17 protein-coding genes are annotated in these 16,828 nt (G+C 42.8%); 16 read left to right on the top strand and 1 reads right to left on the bottom strand.

The features are described from left to right. The first annotated feature begins 256 nt into the window (after nucleotides 1-256). The 16 genes from V1500_RS18450 to lysA all read left to right on the top strand — a co-directional run bounded on the left by V1500_RS18450 (nucleotide 257) and on the right by lysA (nucleotide 15,417). Nucleotides 257-484, top strand: a complete 228-nt coding sequence (locus V1500_RS18450; RefSeq protein ID WP_409301503.1) for a YqzK family protein — start codon at nucleotides 257-259, stop codon at nucleotides 482-484. A gap of 6 nt (nucleotides 485-490) precedes the next feature. After that, on the top strand, nucleotides 491-1,384 hold the full coding sequence (xerD, locus tag V1500_RS18445; protein WP_409301502.1) for a site-specific tyrosine recombinase XerD: 894 nt from the start codon (nucleotides 491-493) through the stop codon (nucleotides 1,382-1,384). A 348-nt stretch (nucleotides 1,385-1,732) separates the two neighbouring features. Next, on the top strand, nucleotides 1,733-2,917 hold the full coding sequence (gene deoB / locus V1500_RS18440) for a phosphopentomutase (RefSeq protein WP_409301500.1): 1,185 nt from the start codon (nucleotides 1,733-1,735) through the stop codon (nucleotides 2,915-2,917). Nucleotides 2,918-2,934: 17 nt separating this feature from the next. After that, nucleotides 2,935-3,747 (top strand): purine-nucleoside phosphorylase, encoded by an 813-nt coding sequence (locus V1500_RS18435; RefSeq protein ID WP_409306038.1) that lies wholly within the window; start codon nucleotides 2,935-2,937, stop codon nucleotides 3,745-3,747. Nucleotides 3,748-3,762: 15 nt separating this feature from the next. Continuing rightward, nucleotides 3,763-5,067 carry a pyrimidine-nucleoside phosphorylase gene (locus V1500_RS18430; protein ID WP_409301498.1) on the top strand — a complete coding sequence of 435 codons (1,305 nt, stop codon included), beginning with the start codon at nucleotides 3,763-3,765 and terminating at the stop codon, nucleotides 5,065-5,067. 483 nt (nucleotides 5,068-5,550) lie between these two features. Continuing rightward, complete coding sequence (locus V1500_RS18425) at nucleotides 5,551-6,714, top strand: D-alanyl-D-alanine carboxypeptidase family protein (RefSeq protein WP_409301496.1); 1,164 nt, start codon at nucleotides 5,551-5,553, stop codon at nucleotides 6,712-6,714. A gap of 131 nt (nucleotides 6,715-6,845) precedes the next feature. Further along, the gene (spoIIAA, locus tag V1500_RS18420; protein WP_409301494.1) at nucleotides 6,846-7,196 is read left to right on the top strand and encodes an anti-sigma F factor antagonist; all 351 of its coding nucleotides are present in this window, start codon (nucleotides 6,846-6,848) and stop codon (nucleotides 7,194-7,196) included. 2 nt (nucleotides 7,197-7,198) lie between these two features. Continuing rightward, nucleotides 7,199-7,639, top strand: coding sequence for an anti-sigma F factor (gene spoIIAB / locus V1500_RS18415; protein WP_409301492.1), 441 nt, complete (start codon nucleotides 7,199-7,201; stop codon nucleotides 7,637-7,639). A 13-nt stretch (nucleotides 7,640-7,652) separates the two neighbouring features. Further along, nucleotides 7,653-8,411 carry an RNA polymerase sporulation sigma factor SigF gene (sigF, locus tag V1500_RS18410; protein ID WP_409301490.1) on the top strand — a complete coding sequence of 253 codons (759 nt, stop codon included), beginning with the start codon at nucleotides 7,653-7,655 and terminating at the stop codon, nucleotides 8,409-8,411. Nucleotides 8,412-8,672: 261 nt separating this feature from the next. Beyond that, nucleotides 8,673-9,056, top strand: coding sequence for an ATP synthase subunit I (locus V1500_RS18405; protein WP_409301489.1), 384 nt, complete (start codon nucleotides 8,673-8,675; stop codon nucleotides 9,054-9,056). A gap of 284 nt (nucleotides 9,057-9,340) precedes the next feature. Next, nucleotides 9,341-10,636, top strand: a complete 1,296-nt coding sequence (locus V1500_RS18400) for an NCS2 family permease (protein ID WP_409301487.1) — start codon at nucleotides 9,341-9,343, stop codon at nucleotides 10,634-10,636. Nucleotides 10,637-10,768: 132 nt separating this feature from the next. Next, entirely contained in the window at nucleotides 10,769-11,389 is a 621-nt protein-coding gene (locus V1500_RS18395; protein ID WP_409301485.1) for a stage V sporulation protein AA, read from the top strand. Continuing rightward, nucleotides 11,379-11,801 carry a stage V sporulation protein AB gene (locus V1500_RS18390; RefSeq protein ID WP_409301484.1) on the top strand — a complete coding sequence of 141 codons (423 nt, stop codon included), beginning with the start codon at nucleotides 11,379-11,381 and terminating at the stop codon, nucleotides 11,799-11,801. The genes V1500_RS18395 and V1500_RS18390 overlap by 11 nt, the downstream gene beginning before the upstream one ends. Before the next feature lie 63 nt (nucleotides 11,802-11,864). Next, complete coding sequence (locus tag V1500_RS18385; RefSeq protein WP_409301482.1) at nucleotides 11,865-12,470, top strand: stage V sporulation protein AE; 606 nt, start codon at nucleotides 11,865-11,867, stop codon at nucleotides 12,468-12,470. Next, complete coding sequence (locus tag V1500_RS18380; protein WP_409301480.1) at nucleotides 12,430-13,908, top strand: spore germination protein; 1,479 nt, start codon at nucleotides 12,430-12,432, stop codon at nucleotides 13,906-13,908. Before V1500_RS18385 ends, V1500_RS18380 begins: the two co-directional genes overlap by 41 nt. A gap of 186 nt (nucleotides 13,909-14,094) precedes the next feature. Continuing rightward, a complete protein-coding gene (gene lysA / locus V1500_RS18375) occupies nucleotides 14,095-15,417 on the top strand; it encodes a diaminopimelate decarboxylase (RefSeq protein WP_409301478.1) in 1,323 nt (440 codons plus the stop codon). Nucleotides 15,418-15,696: 279 nt separating this feature from the next. On the opposite strand, the gene V1500_RS18370 is transcribed toward lysA, so the two are convergent. Further along, nucleotides 15,697-16,575, bottom strand: a complete 879-nt coding sequence (locus V1500_RS18370; RefSeq protein WP_409301476.1) for a DUF1002 domain-containing protein — start codon at nucleotides 16,573-16,575, stop codon at nucleotides 15,697-15,699. Between the last annotated feature and the right edge of the window lie 253 nt (nucleotides 16,576-16,828).

Raw genomic sequence — 16,828 nt, 5'->3', positions numbered from 1 at the left:
CGAAAAAACGGAGTTAACAGATAATGGCTCTGTCAATGTGGGCAACTTCAATCCGAGATTGGCACTGCGCGGTTTACAAAGCCATCATTAGAAATCCTAAGAAAAAGTTATGTTCTAATTCCTCAGGCAAACGATAAGTTTGATGTATAAAACTTGTCTTTTCTGGCATAGATTGAAATAACCGCGAGCAGTGCTTTTTAAATGGGTCCTGTTTGACATGCGGAAATGTTTCGCTTTATGCATGGAGGAAAGTATAATGAAATCATCTATTAAATTAATAGCCCAAACAGCTAAAGTGTTAATCCTGTTTATCTGCTTTACTGTTCTTTTTTATATCGGGATGATATGGTTAAATGAAGAATATCAGGATTATCATCGCTATGATCAACCAAAAGGAACAGCAGTAAAGGTGACCAAGTCGGTAGAAACAGACGGAACTGCGTGGTTCAATAGATTGATGCTTTTCTATACAAACGGGGAGTAATGATATATGGAAGACCAGCTTAGAGACTTTATCCATTTTTTGACAGTAGAAAAAGGACTAGCTAAAAATACACTTATTTCTTATGAACGAGACCTAAAGTCATATATGGCCTATCTTATAAGAGTGGAACAGTTGACTGGATGGAATGATTGCCGCCGGGTCAATATTGTTCATTTCTTAGCGCATTTAAAGGAACAGGGAAAATCGTCCAGGACGCTTGCCCGCCATATTGCCTCGATCCGATCCTTCCATCAATTCTTGATTCGCGAAAGGATATGTGACCAGGACCCATCCGTTCACATTGAAACGCCTCAGCAGGAAAGGTCTTTGCCAAAAGTGCTTAGTCTGGAAGAAGTGGAGGCATTGCTTGATGCCCCTGTTCTTAGAGATGAATATGGATATAGGGACAAGGCGATGCTGGAGCTGCTATATGCAACAGGAATGCGTGTCAGCGAATTGATTAATCTTAATGTCAGCGATGTCCATGCGACAATGGGATTTGTGCGCTGTGTCGGAAAAGGAAACAAGGAAAGGATCATACCGATTGGTAAAACAGCTTTGGACGCCATAGAAAGCTTTTTGGTAAAGGGAAGAGCAAAATTTGTCAGCAAAAAACATAAATCCGATGCGCTGTTTTTGAATCATCACGGCAATAGATTGACGAGGCAGGGTTTCTGGAAAATCTTGAAGGGTCTTGCAAGGGATGCCAATATTGAAAAGGAATTGACACCTCACACGCTAAGGCATTCTTTTGCAACACATTTATTGATGAATGGAGCGGATTTGAGGGCGGTGCAGGAAATGCTGGGACATGCAGACATTTCAACCACTCAGATTTATACACATGTAACAAATGTAAGATTGAAGGATGTATACACGAAGTTTCATCCAAGAGCTTGATAGAATAATAGAAGGAGTATATAAACTGACTGTCAGAAGTCATAGTCCTTACTCTATGATGATTCGGCGTGCCCGTGAATTTACCGGTCTATATACAGCATGAGACTTCTATATAATAAATAACGATCGGCATATAAACGGCAGCTTATGTCGTTTTATTGCGTTTGAAAATCTTTCATTCGCAACTTGATGAATTGTTTATTTGTAGAAGTCTTCATGCATAGTTTACAATAAAGACGTCAGACTTCTGACATTAATACATAATTTTTAAGATTATTTGAATTTATTAGGGGTAAAATTATTCATTATAGGCATTTGCAAGCGTTTTACTATTTTAGGAGGGATAGCATGAAGGAAAATTCTTTTAAACGTATATTTCTAATTGTGATGGACTCTGTTGGCATTGGAGAAGCTCCAGACGCCGAATTGTTTGGAGATGAAGGAGCCGATACTCTCGGACATATTGCGGAGAAAATGAATGGCTTGAACATGCCGAATCTCGGAAAAATGGGATTGGGCAATATGCGTGAAATTAAAGGAATCAATAAGGCTGAGCAGCCGATTGCTTTTTATACGAAAATGAAGGAAGCTTCCAGAGGCAAGGATACAATGACCGGCCATTGGGAAATCATGGGATTAAACGTCAGTACACCTTTCCGGGTCTTTCCAAATGGCTTCCCTGAACTGCTGATCCAGGAACTCCAGGCGAAAACTGGAAGGAGCGTTATCGGCAATAAACCTGCCAGCGGCACAGAAATACTTGAAAAATTGGGTGAAGAACATATGAAGACTGGAGCGCTGATCGTGTACACCTCTGCCGATTCCGTCCTTCAAATTGCTGCCCATGAAGATATTATTCCTCTGGAGGAACAATACAGGATATGTGAAATCGCAAGGGAAATCACAATGGCTGATGAATTTAAAGTGGGACGCGTCATTGCCCGCCCTTTCAAGGGTGAACCGGGGAACTTTGTACGTACTCCTAACCGTCATGATTATGCATTAAAGCCATTTAATCGAACTGTCATGAGCGAGTTGAAGGATTCAGGATTCGATGTTCTTGCCATAGGAAAAATCTCGGATATTTATGATGGGGAAGGTGTCACGGAATCATTAAGGACTGTATCGAACATGGATGGGATGGATAAGCTTCTACAAACCCTGGATATGGACTTTACAGGACTGAGCTTCCTCAATCTTGTGGATTTTGATGCATTGTATGGGCATCGCCGCGACCCAATGGGCTATGGCAAGGCTCTTGAGGAATTTGACGCCCGTATGCCGGAAGTTTTCGACAAACTGACAGAAGATGATTTATTGATCGTTACTGCAGACCATGGAAATGATCCTGTGCACCACGGAACAGACCATACGCGTGAATATGTGCCGTTATTGGTGTATTCGAAACGTTATCAGGAAGGGAAAGAGCTGCCTGTCAGAGATACTTTTGCAGATGTGGGCGCTACTGTGGCAGCAAATTTCAATGTAAAGATGCCATCATACGGCAAGAGTTTTTTAGGCGATATTAAATAAGGAGAGTTTTATTGAACATGTATGAAAAAATAGAAAATGCCGCTTCGTTTATTGAAAAAAAATTAAAAGGGAGGCCTGAAATCGGCTTGATTTTGGGCTCAGGCCTGGGAATCCTGGCCGATGAGATCGAGAATGCTGTGTATATTCCGTATGAGGAAATACCGGAGTTTCCTGTATCAACAGTGGAAGGCCACGCCGGCCGGCTTGTACTTGGGGACCTTAGTGGAAAAAAGGTAGTCGCCATGCAGGGGAGATTCCATTTCTACGAAGGCTACACAATGGATAAGGTTACATTTCCTGTTCGGGTGATGAAGATGATTGGAGTGGAAACTTTAATCGTCACCAACGCGGCGGGCGGAGTCAACGAAAGCTTCAAAGCGGGAGACCTTATGCTGATTACGGATCATATCAATAATATGGGCACTAATCCTTTGATAGGCAGCAATGAGGCAAGGTTTGGCCCTAGATTTCCGGATATGTCGGAAGCTTACAGCCGTGAATTGAGATCCGTGGCAAAGGAAGCGGCACAAAACCATAATATCGACTTAAAGGAAGGCGTGTATGTGGGGAACACAGGGCCGACATATGAAACACCGGCTGAAGTAAGGCTTGCAAGGGTTCTTGGAGGCGATGCTGTCGGGATGTCTACCGTACCGGAAGTAATCGTGGCCAGACACTCGGGAATGAAGGTATTAGGCATCTCCTGTATAACCAACATGGCTGCCGGTATATTGGACCAGCCGCTTTCACATGATGAGGTAATCGAGACTACCGAGAAAGTGAAGAGCACGTTTTTAAGTTTCGTAAAAGATATTGTAAAGATGATATAGAAGTGGGGATACGAAATGAGAATGGTGGACTTAATCGAGAAGAAACGCGACGGCTTCGAACTGGCTGACGAGGAAATCCAGTTTATAATAAATGGTTTTACAGATGGGAGCATACCCGATTACCAAATGAGCGCTCTTTCCATGGCTATCTTTTTTCAGGGCATGACAGGGCAAGAGCGTGCGGATTTAACTATGGCAATGGTTAATTCCGGAGATATTATTGATTTGTCAAACATCGAAGGCATAAAGGTCGATAAGCATAGTACAGGCGGGGTTGGCGATACAACCACACTTGTGCTGGGACCGCTTGTGGCATCAGTAGGTGTCCCGGTTGCAAAAATGTCAGGCAGAGGATTGGGACATACCGGGGGAACAATTGATAAGCTTGAGTCGGTAGAAGGCTTTCATGTGGAAATTGAAAACGAAGAGTTCATCAGTCTAGTGAATAAAAACAAACTGGCAGTAATTGGGCAAAGCGGAAATTTAACGCCTGCCGATAAAAAGCTGTATGCACTCCGGGATGTGACCGCAACAGTCAACAGTATACCCCTGATTGCGAGCTCCATTATGAGCAAAAAAATTGCAGCTGGTGCGGACGCCATAGTCCTTGATGTGAAAACTGGGGCCGGTGCCTTTATGAAGACGCTTGATGATTCCGAAGAACTGGCCAGGACTATGGTGGAAATAGGAAACAATGTAGGCAGGCAAACCATGGCTGTTATTTCAGATATGAGCCAGCCGCTTGGATTTGCAATCGGTAATGCTTTAGAGGTAAAGGAAGCGATTGATACCTTAAGAGGAGCAGGTCCGGAGGATTTAACAGAGCTTTCCCTGACACTTGGCAGCTATATGGTGTATTTGGCAAAGCAAGCGGGTTCTTTGGCTGAAGCCCGTGAGATGCTGGAAAACGCCATAAAAGACGGCTCTGCCATTGAAACATTCAGGACCTTCCTTGCTGCACAGGGCGGAGATGCTTCGGTTGTAGATGATCCGGGAAAATTGCCCCAAGCGAAATACAGCTTCGAGCTTGAAGCACAGGAGAATGGTTATGTGGCAGAAATAGTTGCAGACGAAGTGGGAACGGCTGCTATGCTCCTGGGAGCCGGCCGTGCCACAAAAGAATCAAAAATCGACCTTGCCGTAGGGCTTGTTTTGCGAAAGAAAATCGGTGACCAGGTGACAAAGGGAGAATCACTCGTCACAATATATAGCAATTTTGAAGAGATCGGCCAGGTTAAGGAAAAGCTTTATCAAAACATAAAAATTACAGCTGAAAAACCAAAAAAACCAACATTGATTTATAAAGAAATAATGATTTAGCCGAAATAATGCTACTGGTTCCGGACAAGCTTCCGGAACCAGTTTTTTTATGAGCAAAAAAAAGTTGTTCAAAAATAGTGCAGTTCTCAGTACGGTCTGGCAGGCTGTTCTTTTGTCTTGGTAATCTTGCATATCCAGGAGAAGAGTAAGGTTCATGCATATAAATTGATATAAAGCCTGACTCTGAAACTCCATCGTAGACTAATAGTCAGCGTAGTTGAAAGCTGTGGCGAAGAGATGCTCTACGACATAACTATTTGACCCGGGCTGGCAGATTGGGAAAACCGAGTAAATGTAAAAATGTATTTGTATAAATTTGGATTAATTGGAAATCATGGAGTTATAACATGTTACCTTCGCCCAAAATCAATTCTGTCACGCTAATTGAATGCATTTTACCGGCGAATAATACTACTCTTTGTTCCAAAGTGCCGGCTTTACACTGCACTTATTTATGGAATGAATAATTAGGAGGGGTTGGATATGAAGCAATTCCTGGCAATATGCTTTGTCATGCTGTTTACAACAGCTACGATTGTACCAAATGCTACAGCGGCGGAAAAGGGTTTAAAACTAGCTGAAGAGGCAAAATCGGCAATCTTAATAGAACGTGATACGGGAATGGTTTTGTTCGAAAAAAATTCAGATGTACGGCTTCCTCCGGCAAGCATGACGAAAATTATGACCATGCTTTTAATTATGGAGGAACTGGAAAAAGGCAACTTAAAGATGCAGGAAAAGGTACGTACCAGCGAATATGCGGCTTCAATGGGAGGCTCCCAAATCTTTTTGGAGCCAGGCGAGGAAATGACAGTCGAGCATCTGCTTCAGGGCATTGCAATCGGGTCTGGTAATGATGCCTCTGTGGCAATGGCTGAAAGAGTGGCAGGGTCAGAAGAAGCCTTCGTAGAAAGAATGAACAAAAAGGCCAAGCAGCTCGGCTTGAAAAATACGAGATTTCAGAATACTACTGGATTACCCGTCAGTGACCATTACAGCACAGCACATGATATGGCAATCATGGCAAAAGAGTTATTGAAATACGATAAAATAACTAATTTCACTGGGACATATGAAGCGTATTTACGAGAAGACACAGATAAAAAATTTTGGCTTGTCAACACCAATAGGCTTGTAAAGTTCTATCCAGGCGTCGACGGGTTAAAGACTGGGTTTACCGGCGAAGCCAAGTATTGCCTGACTGCTACCGCCAAAAAGGGGAATATGCGTGTGATTGCGGTGGTAATGGGAGCGCCAAATCCTAAAGCAAGGAATGCGCAAGTAACAAAAATGCTGGATTTTGCTTTTTCCCAATACCAGACGCATCCTATATATAAACGCGGCGTCGATTTAAGGAGTGTATCCGTCAGCAAAGGGAGCCGCAAAGAAGTGATGGGAGTAACGAGTGAACCAATTTCTGTACTTACCAAAAAAGGCGGGTCGATCAAGGATTTTACCCAAAAAGTCGAGATGAAGAAAAACCTCCAGGCACCCGTGAAAAAAGGTGCCAAAATAGGAGAACTTAAATTATTGAAAGACGGAAGGGTTATATCCTCTTCGCCAATCATTGCCAGCCAGGATGTTAAAAAGGCTACATGGTGGAATATGTATAAACGGGCTTTTGGCATGTTTACACAATCCAGGTAAGTCACGTTGTCTAATACCATAATATTGCTTCTAGATTCATCGAATAGCCACTAGTTTTGTCACGATGAAGGAAATGGCATCGGCAAAATAGAATTTGACTCACTATACGACAGAGAAGGGGGCTGTAAATTGTGAGTCTTGGCATTGGCATGGAGGCAAAGAACTCGGTGCTTTGTATTCGGCTAAGTGGTGAATTGGATCACCATACGGCCGAAGAACTGAGAAAAAATGCAACTGATGCAATCGAAAAGTACAGCATAAAGCATATTATTTTGAACCTTGAAGAGCTTACATTTATGGATAGCTCAGGAATTGGGGTAATTTTAGGCAGATATAAACAAATAAAAGAATCACAAGGCGAGATGGTGGTATGTGCAATCTCCCCCTCTGTAAAGCGGTTGTTTGAAATGTCGGGTTTGTTTAAGATTATTAAGATAGAGCCATCCGAAAAAAACGCTTTACGAAGATTGGGGGTTGCTTAGGAATGAAAAACAAAATGGATTTGCAATTTTCAGCATTGAGCCAGAATGAGTCTTTTGCGAGGATCACCGTTGCGGCTTTTATTGCACAGCTTGATCCGACTTTGGATGAGTTGACAGAAATCAAAACTGTCATATCCGAAGCAGTCACGAATTGCATCATCCATGGATATGAAAACGATCCGAATGGCGTTGTTCATATATCCGTGGCCATTGAAAATGACATGATTGAAATGACAATCCGCGATGAAGGGGTGGGAATCGACGATGTCGAAGAGGCGGTTCAGCCCCTTTATACGACAAAGCCTGACCTAGAACGATCTGGAATGGGCTTTACAATCATGGAAAACTTTATGGATGAAATGAAAGTAATTTCGCATAAGGGTGAAGGTACAATCATTCGATTAAAAAAGCACTTAACAAAAAGCAAAGCGTTGTGCAATTAAGGGAGTTTTGCATATGGATGTGGAGGTTAAAAACAATAAAAGCCAGGTCCATTTAAAAGACGAAGAATTGCGGGATCTGATCCGGCGCAGCCAGAATGGGGACCAGGAAGCAAGAGACTTAATCGTAAAATCCAATTTAAGGTTGGTTTGGTCGGTGGTCCAGCGTTTTTTGAACAGGGGCTATGAACCGGATGACCTGTATCAAATCGGTTGTATCGGGTTGCTAAAATCGGTCGATAAATTCGATCTTTCATTTGAGGTTAAATTTTCAACCTATGCTGTTCCCATGATCATCGGTGAAATCCAGCGTTTTATTCGCGATGACGGAACTGTAAAGGTGAGCCGCTCTTTAAAGGAAATGGCCAATAAAATAAGAAGGGCCAAAGAAGAGCTTTCCAAGATTTACGGGAGGGTCCCTACTATCACAGAATTGTCGGACCATCTGCAGGTATCCCCAGAAGAAATTATCATGGCCCAGGAAGCAAATCGGAGTCCTTCGTCCATACACGAGACTGTCTATGAGAATGATGGGGATCCTATTACCCTGCTTGATCAGATTGCTGATACAAATGATACCAAGTGGTTTGACAAGATGGCCTTAAAGGAAGCCATATTGGAGCTGGATGAAAGGGAAAGGCTTATCGTCTATCTGAGGTACTATAAAGACCAGACCCAATCAGAGGTCGCCCTGCGGCTTGGAATCTCCCAGGTTCAAGTATCAAGGCTTGAAAAGAAGATCTTGCAGCAAATGAAGGAACACATGAATCAATAGTTCATGTGTTTATTTTTTTTCATTCAGCGCCTAACAAACAGAATAAAAGAGGGAAGCCATAAGGATGGCTTCCCTCTTTTATTGTACTTGGTTTTGTGTATACTTTTTTAAAAAAACGTTTTCAAAGATGAATCCTTACTCTTATTGTCACGAAACCTTCACAATTTATATATTAAATGCTTCCAATAGGTATCAGACATTTGATGGATATAATATATTAATATACTATTGTTACATACAAAGACAAAGAGGAGCAGCAGCATGATTGGCATAGCATTTAAGGTATTCATAAAACAAATATTAGTTGTCGTGTTTCCATTGTTGACAGGCGGGTGGTACTTAACTCCGTTCTCTCCGCATTTTTTAGGAGCGGCCATAGGAGTCCTGGTTAGTTTATACTGCATGTGGATATTAGGTCGCCGAATAATGAAAATGGAAAAGCGGATCCAGGAAGGCAAAAGGATGCCGTCATTAGGGTTTGCCAACCGGGCGGCCGCAGCGATCTTAGGAGCTATTATTCTTTACGACCTGGAGCACCATATGGCCATGGAAGCATTTGCGGCCGGGATTTTAGGAGGTTACTTCCTCATGGTGATAAATTTGGGTTACTTTAGTGTCCAGGAAGCTAATGGCAGAAAATTTTAGTCTCACTATACACTGAACGATCTTTTAACGGTATCAATTGGAAGAAAAATATTGTTATGAAGCTCAAGTTGAAATTGCACCCCATAGTTAGTACTAGCTAACAAATTGGAGGTGTATTTTTTTGGCAAAGGAAATATGTAGCATGAATCCGTTGCCACCTGATATATAACCGAAAATAATAATAGAAATCTTTAGTTTTAGTTGAAACATGTTGAAAAAACGAATATTATAATAAAGGTTGTTTTATTTATTCGGTTTTAAACCCTATGTGGAGGTTTTACATCATGTTTGAAAAATATTTTTCTTTAAAAGGACATGGAAGTTCGGCCCGGACAGAGGTATTTGCCGGGATTACCACCTTCTTGACTATGGTCTACATCGTCATAGTGAATCCGGCCATTTTATCATCTGTAGGAGTACCTTTTGAACAAGTATTTATGGCTACTGTAATCTCAGTGATCATTGGAACACTAATCATGGGTTTCTTTGCTAAACTGCCTATTGCAATAGCTCCCGGTATGGGGTTAAATGCATATTTTGCAAGTGTAGTTGGTGCGCAAGGGCTATCCTATCAAATCGTTTTTGGCACTGTATTTATTGCAGGCCTCTTATTCATTGTTTTGAGTGTAACCAAATTTCGTGAAACCATCATCATTGCGATCCCTCCGTCCCTAAAGTACGGCATCACTTCTGGAATTGGGTTATTTATCGCATTCCTTGGCTTGAATCACAGCGGGATAGTGGTTGCAAACGAATCAACGCTTATATCACTGGGTGACCTGCATGAACAGGGAACTGTCCTTGCAATCGTAGGCCTTTTTATTACACTCATCTTAATGGCAAGGAATGTTAAGGGAGCTTTGTTCTTTGGAATGCTGATTACGGCAGTAATTGGATATTTCATGGGATTATTAAAGTTTAACGGCCAGATTGTTTCCGCCCCGCCAGCACCGGTCTTTTTTGATATTGATATTTCAGGTGTGTTTTCTCACAGCTTGTATGCTGTAGTGTTTGCGTTCCTCTTGGTCACACTGTTTGATACGACAGGGACCATGATTGCCGTAACCGAGCAGGCTGGTTTAATGAAAAATGGTAAAATTCCAAAGGCCAAGATGGCGTTCCTTGCAGACGCAGTCGCGACCACTGTTGGTTCCTTGTTCGGTACAAGTCCTTCATCAGCATATGTAGAATCAAGCACAGGAGTTGCGGCTGGCGGAAGAACAGGCCTTACATCTGTTGTAGTTGCCGCTTTATTTGCATTATCTATGTTCTTTTCACCAGTTATTTCTGCGATTTCTTCACTCCCTGCGATTACGGCACCAGTACTGATCATTGTTGGCTGCTTTATGATGGAGGGTCTCGCAAGAATTAATTGGAGAGAATTCGATGAAGCTTTCCCGGCATTTATCATAATCTTGACAATGCCATTGACATCCAGTATTTCTACTGGTATTGCAATCGGATTTATCACGTATCCGCTTATGAAAATTTTTAGCGGAAAAGCTAGTCAGGTCCATCCGCTGATTTATTTCTTTGGAGTTATATTCCTGTTGCAAATGATTTTCTTTCCAACTCATTAAAAATTAAATATCCCTTATGCCGGGATTGTTAAAAAGTGTGCTGCGGCACACTTTTTTTATTTGATTTGCATGTAGAAGGATATGCCAATACATACTAACAAGAAAGCAATTTGTTGTACGGGATGTGACGGAATGGAAAACCTGGTGTATATCAGAATGCGGCACCGTGTCCAAGTTAGGCCGGATCAATTGGTAAAGGTCAGCGACATCGCAAAAATAATTGGCCCGGACAAAGTTGCCAGGGGCATTGGACAGATGATTATTTTAAGGGTCACAAAAGAGGATAATAACATCATCGTCGCAGATTTGATACAGATGATTGAGGAAATCAGAATTGAATATCCTAATGTTGAAATTCAGTCAGTTGGACCTTCCCAAACAATCATGGAAGTCATATTATCTCGAGGGAAAGTATCCTGGCCTCTTTTTATTCTTGTTTGGCTGCTTTTGTTTATAGGAGCTGCCATAACAATCATGAACTTTCATGTAGACGTCAGTATGCTGGAAGTGCATCAAAAGTTGTTCAAAATTATTACTGGAAGAGAGGACAGTAAGCCTCTCTTGATACAAATCCCTTATAGCCTGGGTCTTGGTCTGGGAATGATTTTATTTTTTAACCATTTTTTCAGAAAACGTTTTAATGAAGAGCCCAGCCCTTTAGAAGTAGAAATGTTCAATTACCAGCAAGACCTCGACCGCTATGTCATTATGACTGAAAACAAAGAAAGTATCCGGCGGCTTGATGATCGGTAGGATTGTTTTCTGCCTGTTTGTCGGCTTTGCTGGCGGTCTGGCGGTAGGCGCGGGATTTGTGGCATTCCTAACGGTGTTAAGGGTAATCCCAAGGCTCACCCAGCTTACGAAGACCATGAAAATGATCCATCATTACGAGCTGGCGATCGTCATGGGGACGGTGGCTGGTGGCTGGATTGGCCTGCAAAATAATATCCTGTATATGCACAAAGCATTATTGATACCGATTGGCCTGGCGGATGGCATATTTAACGGGATGCTTGCGGCAGCTCTTACGGAAGTTTTGAATGTTTTTCCGATACTGTCGAAAAGAATAGGGATTCAGGAGAAAATCGTTTATTTATTAATGGCGATCGTTCTGGGAAAGATTGCCGGGTCATTGTTCCAATGGATTTATTTCGAGCACATGTAACATACCATGCTTCAATTAGAGAGTGCTGTATTTGGGGCTCAGGCGTGAAAGGAAAATGCATTTATGGCAGCTAAAAGAAAAATCATTATTATCACAGATGGTGATGAATATGCGAGGAGGGCAGTCGAAATTACAGCCAGGGAAGTAGGCGGCCGCTGTATTTCCCTTTCCCATGGCAATCCATCCCCGCTGACAGGCCGTGAGATAGTGTCACTAATCAAGGAATGTCCATACGACCCTGTTCTTGTTATGTTTGATGACAGCGGAATGGTTGGAGAGGGACCTGGAGAAATAGCGATGCGCTATGTATCAGGCCACAAGGATATTGAGGTATTGGGAATTATAGCAGTTGCCTCGCATACAAGGCATGCCGAATGGACGAAGGTGGATGTGTGTATCGATCAAAACGGTGAACTGACTCATTATGGCGTGGATAAAGATGGCTCAATTGAGTACGAAGAAGTGGGTCGGATTACAGGAGACACCGTTTATTGCGTGGATCAGCTTAATGCCCCTATCGTTGTAGGGGTAGGTGATATTGGAAAAATGGCAAAGAAAGATGATTACCGGGTAGGAGCACCGATTACGAAATTAGCAGTCGAGCTTATTCTGGAAAGGAGTGCAAGGTATGCCGACACAAAGCAGCGACAATATGAAACCGATACCTAGCAGCATATATGATGTTGAAAATTATATGAAGGAAAATGTGGGGCTAGGAGTTACTTTTGATCTTGGTGTCCGAAAGATCATGGTATTGAAGAAGGAAATCCACGTTTATTTTGTAACGGGACTTGTAGCTACCGACAATTTAATTCCAATCATAAAAAATTTAATATCGCTAAATGACAACCAGCAAAATGCTTCCAAGCTTCCTGAAATCGTGAGGAACCGAATCGTTCACCAGCAAGTTAAAGAGGTGAAAACCATGGACGAGATGGTTGACCAGGTTTTATCCGGGCTGGTTTCTATTGTAATAGATGGCAGTGATACGGTATTCATAGTGGACGCAAGGAGTTATCCGGCCAGATCACCGCAGGAACCTGACACAGAAAAGACAGTTCGAGGGGCGCGGGATGGCTTTGTAGAAAGTATTGCAGTCAACACAGCCCTTACACGCCGCAGAATTCGGGATGAGAGGCTCCGGTTTGAAATGGTCAAGGTTGGTGAGAGGTCCAAAACAGATGTAGCAATTGCCTATCTGAAGGATGTGGCTGACCCCAATTTGGTGAAAATTTTGAAGAAAGAATTGGAAAATATCGAAATTGACGGAATATCAATGGCAGACAAGGAGATAGAAGAATTTATTGTCTCTCAGGGATATAACCCATATCCACAGGTTCGATATACGGAAAGAGCGGACGTAGCCGCCAGCCATTTGCTGGAGGGACATGTAATCCTATATGTCGATACATCACCAAGTGTAATGATTGCCCCGACAACCATTTTTCACCATATGCAGCATGCCGAGGAGTTCAGACAGTCCCCAGCTGTTGGTACGCTGATACGCTGGGTTAGATTTCTCGGGATCATGGCTTCTGTGTTTCTTCTGCCTTATTGGCTTTTATTTGTATTGGATCCTTCCTTGCTGCCGGACAGGCTGGAATTCATAGGTCCTAAAAAGGAAACCAGTATTCCGGCTGTAGTCCAAATTTTCATCGCCGATTTTGGTATGGAATTCCTTAGAATGGCGGCAATCCATACACCGACGCCATTATCAACTGCGATGGGATTAATTGCTGCGATACTGATCGGTGAGATCGCAATAAATGTAGGATTATTTATTCCGGAAGTCATTTTGTATGTGGCAGTGGCAACCATTGGGACGTTTGCTACGCCAAGTCTCGAGCTAAGCCTCGCAAATAGATTGGCCCGCCTTATCTTGCTTGTTCTTACAGCCCTTTTCCATGCTCCGGGGCTTATCATCGGGAGTACGATTTATATCCTGTATCTTGCGAGTTTAAAAAGCTTGAATACTCCGTACCTTTGGCCATTCATTCCTTTTTATCCACGGGCATTCTCCCATATTTTGATCAGGAAACCTATAGCTGGCAGAACCCTTAGACCCAGTATAGTTAATCCTGGAGACAGTAAAAGGCAGCCGAAATAAAACATTGAAGTAAATGAACAGATATGATATTTTTGTTTTAATCATTAATAAAGTCATAAAAATAAAGTTTTTGATAATAAAATAAGAAAAGTAGCAGGCTGACCAACAGACGCGGGATTTTTTCGGCTGCAGGTCTGCCTTATTTGTTTAAAAGTACGGCACGTATTCCGGGAAGGGGAAAGCAAAATGCATTTTTATGGGACAAGCAGAGTAAATGAAAAGGGGCACCTGGAAATAGGCGGCGTGGATACGATTGAACTGGCCGAAAAATATGGGACACCTTTATATATATATGATGTCGAATTAATGCGGGAGCGGGCCCGCGGTTTTAAAGAAACGTTCGAACAGATGGGTGTAAAAGCGCAGGTTGCATATGCCAGCAAAGCATTTTCCTCTGTTGCGATGATACAGCTTGCCGAGGAAGAAGGCCTGTCGCTGGACGTAGTATCGGGCGGAGAATTATATACTGCGTTGCGGGCTGAATTCCCCAAGGAAAGAATTCATTTCCATGGCAATAACAAGAGTGTCGAAGAGCTGGAAATGGCACTGGAACATCAAATTGGCTGTATAGTGGTAGATAATTTTTCTGAACTGGATTTGCTTGAAAGAATATGTCTGGAAAAAGGCCAAAAGGTAAAAATCCTGCTTCGGGTGACTCCGGGGATTGAGGCACATACTCATGATTATATTTTAACAGGACAAGACGATTCCAAATTTGGTTTCGGTCTTGTCAATGGGCAAGCGGAAGAAGCCTTAAAGACTGCACTAGAAAGTAATTGGATCGAAGTGCTTGGGCTTCACTGCCATATAGGTTCACAAATATTCGAAACAACCGGATTTGTCCTGGCTGCCCAAAAAATCATCAGCCAATTAAAAAAATGGAATAAATCCTTCAATTACCAGCCTAAGGTTCTCAATCTTGGCGGAGGTTTTGGGATCCGTTATACCCATGAGGATACACCCCTCGCTGCCTCTCGGTATGTAGAAGAAATCGTATCTGAGGTAAAAAAACAAATCAAGGATTCAGAGCTTCTGATGCCGGAAATCTGGATTGAGCCGGGCAGATCTCTTGTTGGCGATGCAGGTACCACCATCTATAAAGTAGGTTCTGAAAAAGAAGTTCCTGAAGTGCGAAAGTATCTGGCTATCGATGGCGGGATGAGCGATAATATACGCCCGGCATTATATGAGGCAAAATATGAAGCTGTATTGGCAAATCGCCCCCTTGATGAAGTCGAGGAGACAGTTTCAATTGCCGGAAAATGCTGTGAAAGCGGGGATATGCTCATTTGGGATCTTCCGCTTCCAAAAGCAGGAAGAGGAGATATTCTCGCTGTATTCTGTACTGGAGCGTATGGCTACTCCATGGCAAATAATTACAATAGAATTCCTCGTCCGGCAGTCGTTTTCGTTGAGGGCGGCGAAGCACGCCTGGTCATCAGGCGTGAAACCTATGCAGACCTTGTCCAATTTGATTTGCCATTAAAAGAAACTGTTAACAAGAATTAAAAAAGGGGAAATCGCTGCTGCGGTTTCCCTTTTTGTATAAAGGATCATCGGCTAAGTTCGTCACGTGTGGAAGGTCAGCTAAGAACGCCATGTCGTGCGGCAACGCTGACGACCCGCATCCTGTGAGCCTGACAACGCCCATGTTAGCACATCCATGTGCGTCGAGGATCACCCGGCTAAGTTCGTCACGTGTAGAATGTCAGCTGAGAAAGCTGCAGAGTGTGGCAGCGCTGGGTGACCCTGCGTCGTGCACGGCTTGGCAACGCAAATCAATGTGCGTTAGGAAAACAGGGCTTTAATTGCATCGATAAGGCTTATGAAGAAGTCCTTCAGCTTGTCGAGAAATCCCTGGCCTTCTTCAGATTTCAGGAAAGCAGTTACCTTTTCTTTTGCTTTGTCTAATTGGCCGCCTACGGCGTTCCAATCTATATTCAGGTCCTTGAGCTTTTTGAAAAGGTCAACCAGGCTTTGAAGCTGTTCATCTGTAAGGGTGATGCCCAGATCCTTGGCTGCGGATTCGATGATGGCACGAATATCGGCGTCTGTTTTTGGAGGATTAGCTGCCATTTCTTCCTTGATTTTTGTCATCAGGGCTGCAGCCTGGTCCGATCCAACCTCATCCCCTAGCTTAGCCGTTGTTACCATTTCCTCATTCGCTGCTTGTTTCACATCTTCAGGGATCACTTTATCGGTGGAAAGCTCATAAGCTTTAATGACACCTGTAAGCGCAGCCGTCCCGGAAACCGGTATAGGGGCCGTGACATAAACTGATGCATCTTTAACACCAGCCGTTGCCAATGCGTTCACATACATTTCATCGGTTACCCAGTTAATATTTTTAGAGTCCACTTTCAGCCCTGTACCCGATTTCTCAAGAGTGATGGCGGAAGAGGATAAAGCCTTTGTTCCGATTAACCGTTTGGGAATATAATCTCCAAGATATTTATGTTCTTCTTCATTGGAAACTGTCAGGATTTCCGCTTCCTCAGGAGCATTCATTTCCGAAAGAAGCATTTTCTTTTGTTCTTCAGTTAAGTTTTCGCCAAGAGTGACGGTCATCTGTCCAACAGCAGCATCGGCGAAAGCTTTAATTGGGACTAATAGAAATAGAAGCAGGCCTAGCAGAATCCACTGAGTTTTTAGAATCCTTTTCGGCATTACGTTACCTCCTATGGCAGTATTGGTAGCAAATTTTTGTAAATCTGTGTTAATGGTGCTGTCAGGTCCATTGAAAAAGCAGCTCTGGAGGCATACATCGTGCATCAAATGTTTCCCGGCAAACTTATTAAGCCTTGTATCGACAAGAAAGGCACCTGCTATAGTATAACCACAAATTAATGATAGTTTCAAAGATAAATAATGTGGTATAAATGTAATAGTCTTTTTTGATTAGTTCTGGCTGCAAGATCAT

The sequence above is a fragment of the Peribacillus sedimenti genome (genome assembly GCF_046237635.1).
Lineage (GTDB): Bacteria > Bacillota > Bacilli > Bacillales > DSM-1321 > Peribacillus > Peribacillus sedimenti.
Note: the sequence above shows the minus strand (reverse complement) of the source record. Positions and strands in the feature narration are given on the sequence as shown.